At 40.2% G+C, this 15,213-nt stretch carries 13 protein-coding genes, 1 CRISPR repeat array and 1 riboswitch; all 13 genes read left to right on the forward strand.

Going from position 1 to position 15,213, the window contains the following annotated elements; translation table 11 throughout:
* Positions 1-270: 270 nt before the first annotated feature.
* The 13 genes from QZ105_RS08310 (at position 271) to cas2 (ending at position 14,849) form a co-directional block, all read left to right on the forward strand.
* Positions 271-606, forward strand: a complete 336-nt coding sequence (locus QZ105_RS08310; RefSeq protein ID WP_293729451.1) for a nucleotidyltransferase domain-containing protein — start codon at positions 271-273, stop codon at positions 604-606.
* Complete coding sequence (locus QZ105_RS08315) at positions 596-979, forward strand: HEPN domain-containing protein (RefSeq protein WP_293729452.1); 384 nt, start codon at positions 596-598, stop codon at positions 977-979. Before QZ105_RS08310 ends, QZ105_RS08315 begins: the two co-directional genes overlap by 11 nt.
* Before the next feature lie 18 nt (positions 980-997).
* On the forward strand, positions 998-1,894 hold the full coding sequence (locus tag QZ105_RS08320) for a 4Fe-4S cluster-binding domain-containing protein (protein WP_293729453.1): 897 nt from the start codon (positions 998-1,000) through the stop codon (positions 1,892-1,894).
* Positions 1,895-1,933: 39 nt separating this feature from the next.
* A riboswitch (ZMP/ZTP riboswitch) is annotated at positions 1,934-2,010 on the forward strand.
* A gap of 63 nt (positions 2,011-2,073) precedes the next feature.
* Positions 2,074-3,249 (forward strand): phosphoribosylaminoimidazolecarboxamide formyltransferase, encoded by a 1,176-nt coding sequence (locus QZ105_RS08325; RefSeq protein WP_293729454.1) that lies wholly within the window; start codon positions 2,074-2,076, stop codon positions 3,247-3,249.
* A gap of 326 nt (positions 3,250-3,575) precedes the next feature.
* Positions 3,576-6,050, forward strand: a complete 2,475-nt coding sequence (cas10, locus tag QZ105_RS08330) for a type III-A CRISPR-associated protein Cas10/Csm1 (protein ID WP_293729455.1) — start codon at positions 3,576-3,578, stop codon at positions 6,048-6,050.
* A gap of 2 nt (positions 6,051-6,052) precedes the next feature.
* A complete protein-coding gene (gene csm2, locus QZ105_RS08335; protein WP_293729456.1) occupies positions 6,053-6,586 on the forward strand; it encodes a type III-A CRISPR-associated protein Csm2 in 534 nt (177 codons plus the stop codon).
* Between the two features lie 8 nt (positions 6,587-6,594).
* Positions 6,595-7,299, forward strand: coding sequence for a type III-A CRISPR-associated RAMP protein Csm3 (gene csm3, locus QZ105_RS08340; protein WP_366936026.1), 705 nt, complete (start codon positions 6,595-6,597; stop codon positions 7,297-7,299).
* Positions 7,296-8,300: a type III-A CRISPR-associated RAMP protein Csm4 gene (gene csm4, locus QZ105_RS08345; protein WP_293729460.1), complete on the forward strand. Its 1,005-nt coding sequence runs from the start codon at positions 7,296-7,298 to the stop codon at positions 8,298-8,300. The genes csm3 and csm4 overlap by 4 nt, the downstream gene beginning before the upstream one ends.
* Positions 8,290-9,501 carry a type III-A CRISPR-associated RAMP protein Csm5 gene (gene csm5, locus QZ105_RS08350; RefSeq protein WP_293729462.1) on the forward strand — a complete coding sequence of 404 codons (1,212 nt, stop codon included), beginning with the start codon at positions 8,290-8,292 and terminating at the stop codon, positions 9,499-9,501. Before csm4 ends, csm5 begins: the two co-directional genes overlap by 11 nt.
* Positions 9,498-10,271: a CRISPR system precrRNA processing endoribonuclease RAMP protein Cas6 gene (gene cas6, locus QZ105_RS08355; protein WP_293729464.1), complete on the forward strand. Its 774-nt coding sequence runs from the start codon at positions 9,498-9,500 to the stop codon at positions 10,269-10,271. The genes csm5 and cas6 overlap by 4 nt, the downstream gene beginning before the upstream one ends.
* Positions 10,268-11,593, forward strand: coding sequence for a hypothetical protein (locus QZ105_RS08360; protein ID WP_293729465.1), 1,326 nt, complete (start codon positions 10,268-10,270; stop codon positions 11,591-11,593). Before cas6 ends, QZ105_RS08360 begins: the two co-directional genes overlap by 4 nt.
* Positions 11,594-11,715: 122 nt before the next feature.
* Positions 11,716-13,522: a CRISPR direct-repeat array (repeat unit 34 nt; unit sequence ATATAAAAAGAGTCCCCGAAGTTGGGGACGGAAA).
* A 45-nt stretch (positions 13,523-13,567) separates the two neighbouring features.
* Positions 13,568-14,566 (forward strand): CRISPR-associated endonuclease Cas1, encoded by a 999-nt coding sequence (cas1, locus tag QZ105_RS08365; RefSeq protein WP_293729466.1) that lies wholly within the window; start codon positions 13,568-13,570, stop codon positions 14,564-14,566.
* 1 nt (position 14,567) lies between these two features.
* Complete coding sequence (cas2, locus tag QZ105_RS08370) at positions 14,568-14,849, forward strand: CRISPR-associated endonuclease Cas2 (RefSeq protein ID WP_293729467.1); 282 nt, start codon at positions 14,568-14,570, stop codon at positions 14,847-14,849.
* Positions 14,850-15,213 lie beyond the last annotated feature (364 nt).

Genomic DNA, 15,213 nt, shown 5'->3' on the forward strand with positions numbered 1-15,213 from the left:
ACCACAGTAACTGACAAAGGGGCGACCACACCACAGAAAATGACAAAGTACTTTTAATAATAACGAGGACTGAATCCTGAGACGAGCGGGGTTCGGTCTTTTTTTGTGCGAATTATTGTAAACCTGAACTCAATAACCTCTACAACAGAAACAGCGGCTGCTGAAGAAAAGTTGACGAAAAAATACGGAGATAATATAATTTTAGTATAAAGAAGCTGTAAATGGTTTTGGTGAATCAGCTGGAATTTAAAATTAGTGGGAGGTGTTGGCGTGCGTACAAATCTTCAAGAGAATCAGGAAATAGAAAAATTAAAAGAAAGTATAGTTAAAGCTCTCAATCCCACAAAAATTTATTTATTTGGTTCTTTTGCTGAAGGCAAGCAAAAAGAAGATAGCGATTTTGATTTTTATGTCGTTGTGCAGGATGATACTGATGAACGAATGTTGTCTTTGACTGCTAAGGCATATAAAGCAATTATAGGGATAGGCAATCGCGCGGTAGACATAATAGTAAATAAAGAACACCGTTTTAATAGCCGAAAAAATTTGAGTCTTACAGTTGAAAACGAGGTTGCAAGAAAAGGAGTACTTGTATATGGCAAATGATTTTCAAGAATGGCTGAATTATGCAGTCCGTGATTTAGAAGCAGCAAGATTTTTACAAGCTATGAAGCCGCAGCCAGTTGAGATTATTTGCTATCATTGTGAACAGTGCGCCGAAAAAGCGATAAAAGCTATAATTGTCTACAAAGGTGCGCAGGGTGGTTTGCCGAAAAGGCATGAGCTTATTTTTCTGCTTCAACAGATAAAAAATATGGTTGAGATATCTGATAGAATCTATGATTGTGCTGCTTCATTAACACCTTATGGAATTTCTGTTCGTTATCCTAACGACTTAGAATTGTTAGCGGAAGACGCTGATTTGGCTATAAAGTATGCCGAAGAAATTTTGGCTTGGGCCGGCAAAATATGCAATTAACTCTGGGAGATGATTACGATGACCTATTGTTACGTTTGTCCGCACCGCTGCGGCGTTGACCGACCGGAAAATATGGCCGATACTAACGGAATGTTCGGCAGCTGCGGCTGCGGTATGCAGCCCATTGTGGCCTGCGCCGGACTGCATATGTGGGAGGAGCCCTGCATCAGCGGCACTCGCGGCAGCGGCACGGTTTTTTTCAGCGGCTGCAATCTGCACTGCGTTTTTTGCCAGAATTACGATATCAGCTGCGAGGGCTTTGGCAAGGAAATTACGGTGGCGCGTCTGCGGGAAATTTATCAGGAGCTGATTGCCAAGGGGGCGCATAATATCAATCTGGTGACGCCCACCCATTTCACGGAAGCGATTATCCAAAGCCTGGACACGCCGCTGCCAGTGCCGGTGGTGTACAATACCAGCGGCTTTGAAGCTCAGGATACGCTGCGCCGTTTGCAGGGCAAGGTGCAGATTTATCTGCCGGATTTGAAATATGCCGACGATATGGCGGCTATCAAATACAGCAACGCGCCTTATTACTTCCGCATTGCTACCGAAGGGATTAAGGAAATGTACAGGCAGGTTGGCGATTACGATCTGGACGGCGACGGCCTGCTGACCAAGGGCGTGGTGATCCGCCATTTGCTTCTGCCGGGTATGCTCGATAACACCAAGCGGGTTATCGACTGGGTAGCCAAAACCTTTAAGCCGGGTCAGGTTTTGTTCAGCCTGATGCACCAGTACATTCCCTGCGGCCGCGCCGCCGACTATCCGGAAATCAACCGCAAGGTAACGGACGAGGAATACGCGGAGGCGGAAGCTTATTTAATGGCCAGCTCCATCGAGGACGGCTTTGTGCAGGAGGGAGAGGCGGCCTGCGAGGATTTTGTGCCTTGCTTTGACGGTACGGGCGTGTAAAATATTGACAAAAATATCGTGAGATTTTATAATTTTATCAGTAGGTCATATAACTGACGGAAGTGGTTCACCACAGGGGAGTATGACCGGTGCAGCCGACCGTCTGGGCAATTTTTTGTACCAGTGCGTCGGTTTTTCTTTTTTGCCGGTAATTCAGAAACGATGAGGAGGAATATTTAATGAAGGAATTAGCTTTGAAATATGGCTGCAATCCCAATCAGGCCAAAGCGCGTATTTACATGGCCAATGGACAGGAGCTGCCCATCGAGGTGCTTAACGGACGTCCGGGCTACATTAATTTTTTGGACGCCTTTAATAGCTGGCAGCTGGTTAAGGAATTGAAGGAGGCTACCGGCCTGCCCGCCGCCGCATCCTTTAAGCATGTCAGCCCTGCGGGAGCCGCCGTGGGCCTGCCGTTGAGCGATACGCTGAAAAAAATTTATTATGTGGACGATTTGGAGCTGTCGCCCTTGGCTAACGCTTACGCCCGCGCCCGCGGCGCAGACCGCATGAGCTCTTACGGCGATTTTGTGGCGCTGTCCGACGTCTGCGATAAGGAAACGGCAACTATGCTGGCCCGCGAGGTTTCCGACGGCGTTATCGCTCCCGGCTATACCGAGGAAGCGCTGGCTATTTTGAAAACTAAACGCAAGGGCACCTACAATGTTATTAAAATCGATCCGGATTACAAACCGGAGCTGACGGAAAGCAAGCAGGTTTTCGGCATTACCTTTGAGCAGGACCGCAACGAAGCGAAGATTACCGAAGCCTTGCTGGAAAAACGTCCGACAGTGAATAAGGAAATTCCTGCCAACGCTGCCCGCGATTTATTGATTTCCTTAATCGTACTGAAATATACCCAATCCAATTCCGTTTGCTATGTGAAGGACGGACAGGCCATCGGCATCGGCGCAGGACAGCAGTCCCGCGTACACTGCACCCGCCTGGCCGGCAATAAGGCGGACATTTGGTGGCTGCGCCAGAATCCTAAGGTTTTGGCCCTACCCTTTAAGGACAGCATTCGTCGTCCCGACCGCGACAACACCATCGACGTGTATATTTCCGACGATTATGAGGATGTGCTGGCCGACGGCGTTTGGGAAAACTTCTTTACGGAAAAGCCGGAGCCTTTGACCCGCGAGGAGAAAAAGGCCTGGATAGCTCAGCTGCAGGATGTGGCTTTAGGCAGCGACGCTTTCTTCCCCTTCGGCGATAATATCGAGCGCGCGCACCGCAGCGGCGTAAAATATATTGCGCAGGCAGGCGGCTCCATCCGCGACGATAATGTTATCGAAACCTGCGATAAATACGGCATCGCTATGGCCTTCACGGGCCTGCGCCTGTTCCATCATTAAAAAATAAAAAATTCAAGCCTTGCTCCTATGCGACTTATGTCGTGAACGAGCAAGGCTTTTTCCTTTTATTTCATTTTTATTGAATGAAACTGATGAGATTGATATTCTGATTGTTGCGAAAAAATTAGGGGTTTTAAATGATTATAGTATAAACAATTTATCTGACTATGCAGGACTTTTTTGGAGCTTAGAGAATTAATAATACATCGTGAGTGATGTGTAATTCAATTATATCATGGGCTTGGCTAAGCCGATTACCTAAATATGTTAATTTAACGTAAGCTGTACTTTTGCTTCTGAATATATTATACGAGGGAGGAATATTAGTGAATGAATTAGATATTTTGATAAAAAGTTCCTTACTGCATGATATTGGTAAAGTATGTATTCGCGCAGATCATAGCCTGGGTAATCATTATCAGGCAGGAGCGGAATATATAAGTAAATTTTTACCGCAAAATGAAGAAACAAGGAACTTGGTTAAGTGTATTAAGTATCATCATGCTTCGTCTTTGAAAACTGCCAAATTAAACGACAATGATTTAAGCTATATTGTATATGAAGCAGATAATATTGCAGCAGGTTCTGATAGGAGAGATGTTGAAGGAGAAACTAAAGGTTTTGATGCTCAATCATGTTTAGAAAGTATTTTCAACCTTTTTGGTGGGAAGAGCAATGGCATTGTTGGCAAGCATTATTTAAGAGGTCTTGATCCATCTGACAATTTTAATTATCCTACGAAAGAGCTATGTTTAGCGTCAGATGATAAATATAAGGATATAGTAGAGACGTTTACCAGTAATTTCCAACGTGCTGCTATAGATAAAATGCAGAATAATGAGCTTTTGCGTATTATGGAAGATTTAACAAGCTACATTCCATCCAGTACGAATAAAAGTGAAGCTTGCGATATTTCGCTGTTTATGCATTCCAAGATTACCGCAGCAATAGCTTCTTGTCTGTATCATTATTTTTGTGAAAAAGGTATTCTGAATTATAAAAAACATTGCTTTGCTGATAATCAAAACTTTCGTAAGGAAAAATCATATTTATTAGTATCGGGAGATATGTCAGGCATCCAGAATTTTATTTATACAGTACCGTCTAAGGGAGCATTAAAATCTTTACGAGGCCGTTCTTTTTATTTAGAGTTATTAATGGAAAATTTTATTGATGAACTCTTATTAAAATTAAATTTATCCAGAGCTAATTTACTTTATTCCGGAGGCGGGCATTTTTATCTTTTGGCGGCTAATACTGCTGCGACTAGGCAAATACTAAAAGATGTACAAAAAGCTTGCAATGAATGGCTTTTAGAAAAATTTTCTGTAGCTTTGTATATGGCGATAGGTTTTGCTGAATGTTCAGCGGAAAATATTATGCAATCCGGACAGCAGAGAAATATTTTTGCAGCGGTAAGCAAGGAGTTGAATAGAGATAAAATATGCCGGTACGATGGCGATACGCTGCAGAATTTATTTGCCGAGACTAGTAATGAAGATCATAGCAGAGAGTGCGCTGTATGCCATTCCTCTGCATTGGAATTATTGGAAAACAGCGTTATCAGCGAAGGGGCTGTTTGTCCGCTATGTATAGGTTTATATAAATTAGGAGAACAGATTATATATAATCGTTCTGACTTTGCAATTAGCAGTGAAAAATCTGCCGATAGTTTAGAGGTATTTGGCTATCAGAAAAAGCTTTATTTACGTACTGTTGTTGAGGCCGATTTAGAAGGAATGTCGGGCTTATTGCGTTTATATAGTAAAAATAAAGCTGTGACTGGTAATTTGTTGGCTTCTCGTTTATGGCTGGCTGATTATGCCGCTAAGAAAGATAATGGTAAGGCTTTAGATTTTGCAGAATTAGCAGAAGCAAGCGGTAATGGCGAAACGGGTATTAAACGTTTAGGAGTACTGCGTGCTGACGTGGATAACTTGGGTGCAGCTTTTATAGGAGGCTTTATAGATTATGCGGCAGACGATAAGCTGAAATATGCTACGTTGTCACGTTATGCTGATATGTCAAAAAATTTAAGTATGTTTTTTAAATTAGCTGTTAAGAAAATTTGTAGCGGAGAGCTGGAGGGCTTTGACCAGAATAAAGTGCTGCCTTTTAGTATCTTTGGAAATAAAAAGACTGCGGCGCGTAAAGTCCATGTGGTATATTCTGGCGGCGACGATGTTTTTTTAGTAGGAGCATGGGACGATTTGTTGGAAACAGCAGTTGATATCCGTAAAGCATTCGATAGATTTACTGGCGGTAAGCTGACGTTTTCTGCTGGGTTGGCATTATATAATTCCAGCTATCCGATAAGTAAAATGGCAGACTTTACCGGCAAATTAGAAGATGCGGCCAAAAGTATGGTTAATAAAAATAGTATTGCATTATTTGGATTTGATACGGAAAAAACTACGCAAGAAACTGAAATTTGCTGTCAGCACGTTTACGAGTGGCCTGTGTTTGAAAATAATGTTTGTCGGGAAAAGCTTGATTTTTTGCTTAGACATCTGGATTTTTATGGTGAGGACAACAATAAGTTAAAAATAGGGAAATCCATGTTGTATAAAATGTTGGAAATGCTGGAGAGTATAATAAAGGAAGAACGTATTAATATTGCTCGTTTTGCTTATACTTTAGGGCGCCTGCAGCCTGATAGGGAAAATAAAAATTTGATACCAGTATTCAATGAGTTTCATACACAAATGTATAAGTGGATACGTAATAATGAAGATTGTAAACAGCTGAGAACAGCATTTTATTTATTAATTTATTATTTGCGCGAGAAGGGAGAAGATTAAGTATGGGCTTGAAGAACAATGTTATGGGCAGCGCTTTTGCAAGGGCAGGATTAAAGCAGCAAATGGATAAAGGTTCGTCGGATGCACGCGGTTCACAGGTGCCAGTTAGTGGCGTTAAACAGTCATCGTATAATGCAAATTATGATCCTGTAGATGAAGCTGAAGCGGTTATAAAAAATTTAATAAAGGATAAGTATGATAATATAGCTTTAAAAACTACGCAGATAAGAAAGTTTTTAATAGCGGTTAACGTAGTTCGTAATAAAGTAGATGTTTATTGTTCTCAAAAATTTGGTGTAAAAACTTTACCTGCCGATTTAGCTGCGGAAATTAAATTTTTAAAGGTGAGCGCTTTTTACCTTGTGGGTAGAGAAAAAAGTGGCAAATATGTAGGTCCTGTAGAGGATTTTGTGAAGAAAGCTAAGCTTGAGGAAAAAATTCTGCATATCGGTGATAATATTGTTGCATTTGAAAAGTTCTGTAAGTATATTGAAGCGTTAGTGGCATTTCATAAATATTATGGAGGTAAGGATTGATTATGGATATGAATGTAAGCGGCAAACAAAAGGCTTTGTTGGGTAAGATGTTAATTAAGGCCGTTTTAAGGGTAGAAACGGGTATGCATATTGGCGGCGGCAATGATTACGCGCCGATAGGAGCAGTGGATAGTCCTTTTATTCGCGATACCTTAACGCATGCTCCTATTATTCCTGGCAGCACGGTTAAAGGTAAGCTGCGTACCTTGCTGGCTAAGAACTCTTGCCAAGGATATATATTACATACAGTTGATGAGGATAATGAAATTATAAAAAGACTTTTTGGCAGCAGCGGTGAAAAGTTTGCTTGTCCTGCTCGTTTGCAGTTTTTTGATCTGTTTATTACGAAGGATACGGAAGAATTGTTCGGTAAAAATATCGATACGGATACTTATATTGGCGAAGTAAAATTTGAAAATGCTATTAAGCGTACTACTGGCGTTGCTAATCCTCGGCAAATAGAAAGAGTTCCGGCAGGAGTGAAATTTGATTTTAAATTAGTCTATAATATAGAAAATCAGTCTGAACTTGATCAGGATATGAAAACTTTGGCAGAAGGTTTACAGCTTTTACAGATAGATTATTTAGGCGGGCATGGGTCTCGCGGTTATGGCAGAGTCAGCTTAGCTGATTTTACTATCGTTAAAATTGGCAACATTCAGGTTAATACCGAGAGATATCAGGAATTGTTTGAAGGAAGCAGTGCTTTATGAAATATTATCTTTTAACTTTAAAATTTCTAACGCCTGTGCATTTTGGCGACGCTGCAAATGGTGGCGGCTTGGAAAAGGGTACTTTTACCTGTTCAGCCGATACGTTTTTCAGCGCGTTATGCAATGAAGCCGCTGCTCAGTCACCGGCTGTCGCCGAGCGTTTAATTGCGATGTTTGCTGAGAGAAAAATGCAGATATCAAGCCTAATGCCATATTGCAAAACTGCAGAGGACGGAATGCAATTTTATTTGCCAAAACCGTTACTTTCTATAGAACGGCCTATTGCTGAAGCTAAAAGTTTTGCGGAAATGAAGCAGGCTGCTACTGCGTTAAAAAAAGTAAAGAAATCTATGTACATAAGGGCTTCGCAGATGCGGCGCTTCTTAGCGTCTAGTCCGTTTGATGATAGCGCGCCGGTATTCGCAGTACCAGTATTATCCACAAAGGTAAATACCAGAAAAGAAGAACCGTTGCCATATTATGTGGCTAGTTATTGTTTTAAAGAGAATACAGGTTTATATTTAATTTGTGGAGCAGAGGATACTCAGGCATTCTGTAAATTGAAGAATTTGATTGAAAGCTTAGGGCTAAGCGGTATAGGCGGCAAGCGCAGTAGCGGATATGGAAAATTTCAGCTTGCAGAGGATGAAATAGAATTAGATATTAACGCTGGCTGTTACGAAGACGACGAGGTTTTAGCGGCAATGCTTATGGAGAAAACAGCTGCTTGGCAGATGTGCATTGCACCGCTGCATCCGGAGCGGGAACATGTGAGCCTTGTTAAAGAAGGCGCTTATAAATTAGTAAAACGCAGCGGTTTTGTTACGTCTCCTGCTGCTAATACAGGCGTTAAACGTGCAAGCGTATATATGTTGGCTGAGGGTTCTTGCCTGCCAATCAGAGTTAAAGGATGTTTGGTGAAGCAAGCAGTGCCTGGATTGGAGCATAATATATATCGTAATGGGTTGGGCATGTTTGTGGGGTTGCGAAATGAGCAGTAAACAAGAATTTTATCGAGAATCTGCTAAACTGTGTTTGCAGGTAGTTACGCCAATAAATGTTTGTGATGGTAATAAGCTTTTGCCTAACGATTATTTATATGACGCTAAAAAGCAAATAGTGTACTTTGTTAATCACAGGTTATGGCATCGCTTTATTATTGAAAAAAATTTGCTGGCACAATATGAAAGTTATTTGGTTAGCGGCAATAAAACAAAAAATATGTTGACTTGGCTGGAACAGCAGGGATATGATTTAGAAGATATAAAGGATGTTGTGTGCGGCAGCGCTAAAGCTGAGGTTAATGTACTGCGTACTGATAGTAAGCAAAACGTTAATGAAATTAATGGCCAAACGAAGCTTACAGACGGAAATGCCTATATACCTGGAAGCAGTCTGAAAGGAGTTTTTCGGACGGCGATAGTGTATCATTTGCTCCAGCAAGATAAAAGCGTAAAGCAAAAGTATTGGCGGCAGGTTTTGAATGTGTTACAGCAGTATGTTGAATCTGACAAGCAAAATTATCAAAAAATTTTCTTGAAACGGGAATTGAATAAATTAGCCGACGATATTGAAGTTGAATTATTGCATGGGTTGAGAGTATATGATAATGGTAGGCCTAAGGATAAATACAATGCGGTAAATAGCGTTTTGCGCGGTTTATTGGTGAGCGATGCTGTAATTGATAAAGCCATGCCGACAGTTATTTTGCAAAAATGCGATTTGACTTTTGACCGTTTGGGTCATGCTAAGCAAAATACAATATCCGTTTTTAGGGAATGCCTTATTCCTGATACCAGTTTTTCTTTTACGGTCAAATTAGAAAAGGAAATAACAAAGTGTATTGGATTAATTTCTGTGGAAATGCTTTTACAATGGGTGACAGATTATTTCGATTTTGTAATGGATTTCCAGAGAGAGGCTTTTGGCAAAACTTATTCAAAATTGTTTGACGGAATTGAACAGGCTAATGTTTTTGTAGGCAGCAATACGGGATTTTTGAGTAAAACTATTTTGTTGGCATTGGCTCCGGAGGGAGAAATAAAATTAGCTATGACGATTGTTAAGCAGCTGTTGGATATCGGCTTTAGGAAGCATAAACATATGACGCTTGATAAGTTTATTTCGCCTAGAACATTGAAAACTACGACTTATGCAGGACAGCAGGTGCTGATGGGATTAGCAAGGATAAAGATAAAATGAGCGCGTTACAAATTTTGGAATTGAAGCTGCTATCACCAGATGGCGTAAAGATGCCGCAGTCCACAGGTTCGTTGCTGCATGGCGTACTTATGGAAAGAATCGATAAGGATTACGCTGATTTGATGCATAAACAGCAGTTAAGGCCATATAGTCAATATATCTATTTTGATAAACAAAAAAATACTTTGATTTGGCGTTTGGCTGCTTTGACCGAGCACGCCAAGCAGGAATTATTAAATGCTGCTTTTGAAATGCCTGCGCAGATTTATTTAAAACATAGGGACAGTAATGTTCAGGTGCTGGGGAAGGAATGGCTTCCTCCGATTGATTATGAAGGTCTGGCAGAAAAATATTTTACGCAGGACTTTCCTGAAAAATATATTGAGCTTAAAATTATGACTTCCTGCAGCTTTAAAAGTGACGGGAATTATGTAATTTTTCCTCAAAACCATTTGCTGTTTGGCAGCTTGATACGTAAATGGAATTGTTTTGCGGATAATAACAGGCTGGACGAGCGCGGGCTTGCTTCTGATTTAAGTCAGCAGATATTTGTTGCCGGTTATAATTTGAGTTTGCAGACTTTTGCTTTGGAAAGCACAAGAATACCTGCTTTTAGAGGAACCTATACGTTAGGATTGAAAAATAACGTTATGGCGAATAAAATTATCGCTATGCTGTGCGCTTATGCGGAATATAGCGGTATTGGCATCAAAACAGCTTTAGGTATGGGCGGAGTTCAGGTGCGTATGCTAAGGAGGCGAAACGAATGAGTATCTTATATTCTCCGGCTGGGGATACAGATCCTATCAGAGGTATGCATGATGGCGCGATGCTGCATATCATTCGGCATTATCGCCCGCGAATGGTAAAAATCTTTTTAAGCAAGGATATGGTGGAGAAAGAAGAGCGCAGGCAGGTTTATAGTAAAGCTATTCAAAAGGTAGCGCCGGAATGCGCGATAGAATTTATAAAAACAGATATTACCGAAGCCTATAAAATGGAAAAGTTGGTTGCTTTGGCAGATGGTTTTATAGAATTGCGCAAGGAATATCCAAAAGAGAAAATTATTCTTAATTTAAGCTCCGGTACGCCGCAAATGAAAACCATTATGTCCTTTTTAGCGACGGATTTTGACAATGTGCTGGCTGTGCAGGTAGCGTCGTTTGCTAAAGGTTCTAATAGAGAAAATGCAGCTACTAAAGATGATGAAGATATTGATTGTATTATTGAAAATAATTTTGATGATGAAGAAAACGCAGAAAATCGTTGTCATGTTCCTCCATTGTCGTTATTTACACGTTACAGCGTTCGCCATCAGTTAATCGGGCTGGTAAACAGTTATGAATACAGCGCGGCGTTGGCGTTGTATAAGCGGCATAAGAATATGTTTGAGGAGGAGACTGGCAGGCTTTTGGAGCATGCCGATTTACGCTCCAAGCTGCAGCTGGAAAAGGCTTTTGCAAGAGCGAAAAAGAAAATATCGCTCAAAAAAGAAGTCACCAATCTTAATGAATTTTTGATGGTGATGGAGCTGCGGCAAAGAAAAGGCGATTTAGCTGAATTTATCGTGAAGCTGACGCCGTTCCTTTATCAACTGACCTTGTTTTATCTGGAAAATAAAACAATATATAAACCAAGTTTATATTGTGAACGCAGCAGTTCGCTAAAGCCATGGAGGATTAATACGGCTAAGCTTAATGATAAGTTTCCGGATATTTTGCAGGCTTTAAATCAAGAGTATAAAAGGTACGGTGGTTTTAGAGATAATACGGAGCTGGCTTTTTCTAATATGTTGGTTATTTTAAAAAATTTACCTAAGGTGGATTCACAAATACTGAATGTGTTACAGGACTTGCGCAGCGTTGAAAAGACGCATCGTAATACGGTTGCGCATACTATTACGGATATTACCGAAGAACTATTAAAAAATACAGAGCCTTATTATAGCTCCAGAGAAATAGTGCAGAAGCTGCGCAAGGTATTTTTATTGATTATGACCGGAGAGAATGTCTATAGGAATAATGTCTATGACGATTTGAATCAGGAAATAATTAAAAGTATGGATACTTTTTCCGACAAACTGCGCCGATAGGCTTGAATAGCCGCTTAGAGGAGTGTGAGCCGCGTGTTGAGACTGCTTGTGAAAAGTAAATTTATGAGTGCGCCGCAAAACGGTGCGCAAAGGCTTTTCGCAAGCGGGATATACGCGGCAGGATATAAAAAGAGTCCCCGAAGTTGGGGACGGAAATGCTGAATAATCTTTATTCATTGCAAAAGCTTCTTCCATATAAAAAGAGTCCCCGAAGTTGGGGACGGAAATGATACTTCTTATATGCTTTAAGATAAGCTATTTGCTTATATAAAAAGAGTCCCCGAAGTTGGGGACGGAAATACTCCGTTAATTCGTCCTCTTCTAGGTCTGTCCAAGATATAAAAAGAGTCCCCGAAGTTGGGGACGGAAATTAATGTAAGATTGCCCGAAAGAAAGACGAGCAAAAGTATAATATAAAAAGAGTCCCCGAAGTTGGGGACGGAAATTCCAAAGCGGTCAATGTGAACCATTTTTAAATCCCCATATAAAAAGAGTCCCCGAAGTTGGGGACGGAAATTATTTTCCATAATTAACAACCCCTTTTTTAAAATTTATTAATATAAAAAGAGTCCCCGAAGTTGGGGACGGAAATAAATTCCTCTCCAGTTATCATTTTTTTTTAATCATATAAAAAGAGTCCCCGAAGTTGGGGACGGAAATGCACAGCGTTACAGATAGCATTTATGCCATTGAATATAAAAAGAGTCCCCGAAGTTGGGGACGGAAATAAAACGCCTCCTTCCTAATTTCTCAATTGGCATATATAAAAAGAGTCCCCGAAGTTGGGGACGGAAATTTATAATTCTTGTGTATCATATCAAAACGACTGGGAATATAATATAAAAAGAGTCCCCGAAGTTGGGGACGGAAATAGAATATGCCTCTACATCATCAATAGTTTCGTACAATATAAAAAGAGTCCCCGAAGTTGGGGACGGAAATTTTTACAAAAGGCGTTTATAATAGTTTCGTAATGGGCATATAAAAAGAGTCCCCGAAGTTGGGGACGGAAATTTTTTTGATAATCGTTGAAAATACAGTTGTCTTCTATATAAAAAGAGTCCCCGAAGTTGGGGACGGAAATTTTCGTTAGTTTCTGGTTTATAGTTTTCCATTATAATATAAAAAGAGTCCCCGAAGTTGGGGACGGAAATCGTCCATATTTGATCTGTGTGCCTCTTTAAAATTTTCAATATAAAAAGAGTCCCCGAAGTTGGGGACGGAAATATTAATAATCTTTAAATATTTTTTAAAATATTCGTCCATATAAAAAGAGTCCCCGAAGTTGGGGACGGAAAAGTGTGAAGAATATCTTCTTCGACCGTACCGGGACAAATATAAAAAGAGTCCCCGAAGTTGGGGACGGAAATGCTGATTTATGCGCTTCTTTAAAATTCTCACTGTGATATAAAAAGAGTCCCCGAAGTTGGGGACGGAAAAATGTGGTCAACGTGAACTATTATTAAATCGTCGGTAATATAAAAAGAGTCCCCGAAGTTGGGGACGGAAAAATAACCTCAAGTTAATAATAAATCCGGTGGCGAATATAAAAAGAGTCCCCGAAGTTGGGGACGGAAATCAGGTACCTGCGGTATCCTTTATATGAACTTCGTATATAAAAAGAGTCCCCGAAGTTGGGGACGGAAACGCTCTGGACAGGTTGGCTCTGTACAGGTTGGCATATAAAAAGAGGCCCCGAAGTTGGGGACGGAAACGCCAGCACATACGGATACGTACGCACTCCCTGTATATAAAAAGAGTCCCCCGAAGTTGGGGACGGAAACATAATAAGTCTTACCATCAATAGCTTCTTTAGTTAAGGGATATAAAAAGAGACCCCGAAGTTGGGGACGGAAACCTCATGACCAATCTCAATGTCATAAGACTTGACAATAATATAAAAAGAGACCCCGAAGTTGGGGACGGACAATTAGTATGCTTATAGTTGCATTGATATTTTATTTATAGAAGGTGATGCTCGTGACATCGTTGTATATTACTGAAAGCGGCGCGTATTTGCATAAAAGAGGCGGTCATGTTATTGTCGGACGCAATAATGAGGTTTTAATGGAGATTCCGTTGGAGCGTATTGAGGACGTAACTTTAGTAGATAGTGTGCAGATTTCTTCACAGCTTATTACAGAATTTTTGGAGCGTAATATCCCTTTGTCTTGGATTTCTGGCTATGGCCGCTTTTGTGGTTCTTTAGTTTCTAACGGCGCTGTTGATGTTTTAAAACACAAGAAACAGTTTGAATTATTGGACAACGATGGACTTTATTTTCAAATTGCTAAGAAGGTTGTTTTTGCCAAGGTACATAATCAATTAACGATTTTGCGCCGGTACAACAGAAATTTGGAACTGGAAAGTGTAAACAGTTCAATTCGCAATATTTTAGCTATACGAAAAAATATTTTTAGCGCAGATGATTTCAGAAAATTGATGGGGTATGAAGGAATCATTAGCAGAGTATATTTTTATGCTTTAGGTGAAATAGTACCAGAACAATTCCGGTTTACGAAAAGAACAAAGCAGCCGCCTCGTGATCCGTTTAATTCTATGCTTAGTTTGGGATATAGTATGTTGTTTAATGAAATAATGACAGGAGTATTAGGGTGTGGCTTGCATCCATATGTAGGCTTTTTGCATAGATTGGGCAAAGGGCATCCAGCATTGGTTTCGGATTTAATTGAAGAGTGGCGAGCGCCTTTAGTAGATTCCTTGGTTTTGGCTTTAGTGAAACGTAATATGATAGATTATTCTGCCTTTACATGTACAGAAGAAGGGTGTTTTTTAGATGCGGATGCGCGTAAAGTTTTTTTGCAGTCGTATAATAAAAAGTTGCGTTCTTTAAATCAGTATTTTGATGGCAAATATACTTATCGTGAAAGCATCAAATTGCAATGCAAGAAATATGCCAGTACTATTATGAATGATAGTGCAGAAATGTACGAGCCTTTGGAGTTAAGATAGAATGGAAGTAAAGAAATTTATCGTATTAATGATTTATGATATCGTAGATAATAAGCGGCGCAATAAAATGGTAAAATGTTTGGAAACTTATGGAGTGCGTGTGCAAAAGTCTGCTTTTGAAGCCTTACTAACTCGTAAACAATATGATAAAATGCTAAGGGAAAGCAGCGCTTTAATAGATGAAGCAGTGGATTCTTTGCGTGTATATGTATTGGACGATATTATTGATGTTTATACTTGGGGAGTTGGCGAACGCAAGGAATCTGATTGCATTATTTTGTAGCAATGCATAATTTGCTGATGTATTGCTTAGTAGGGCATAAGATATATTGTATGATAGCTTTATACGTATAGCTGCGTTGAAAAATTCGGTAATTGTTTGCGTTTGGTATACAATCTAGTGTTGTAATTAATATATCTGTGCAATCTTGTAAAATAGAATAGATGCTTTTATAATGATTTGACAAAACTTCGATTATATGGTAGTATAATAATGCAGGTAGAGATACGCTGTATACTCGTGCAAGCGAATTAACGTTTAAGCGCTATGTAAGAGCGCCGCCCACGAGGCCGCCGTAAGGCGGTTTTTTCTGGGTCTTTGCCAAAAGCTGTGGTCGGCGCTCTAACGTTTGTGTGGTGGGCGCTTT

It is taken from the genome of uncultured Phascolarctobacterium sp., from assembly GCF_905212365.1.
Taxonomy (GTDB): domain Bacteria; phylum Bacillota; class Negativicutes; order Acidaminococcales; family Acidaminococcaceae; genus Phascolarctobacterium_A.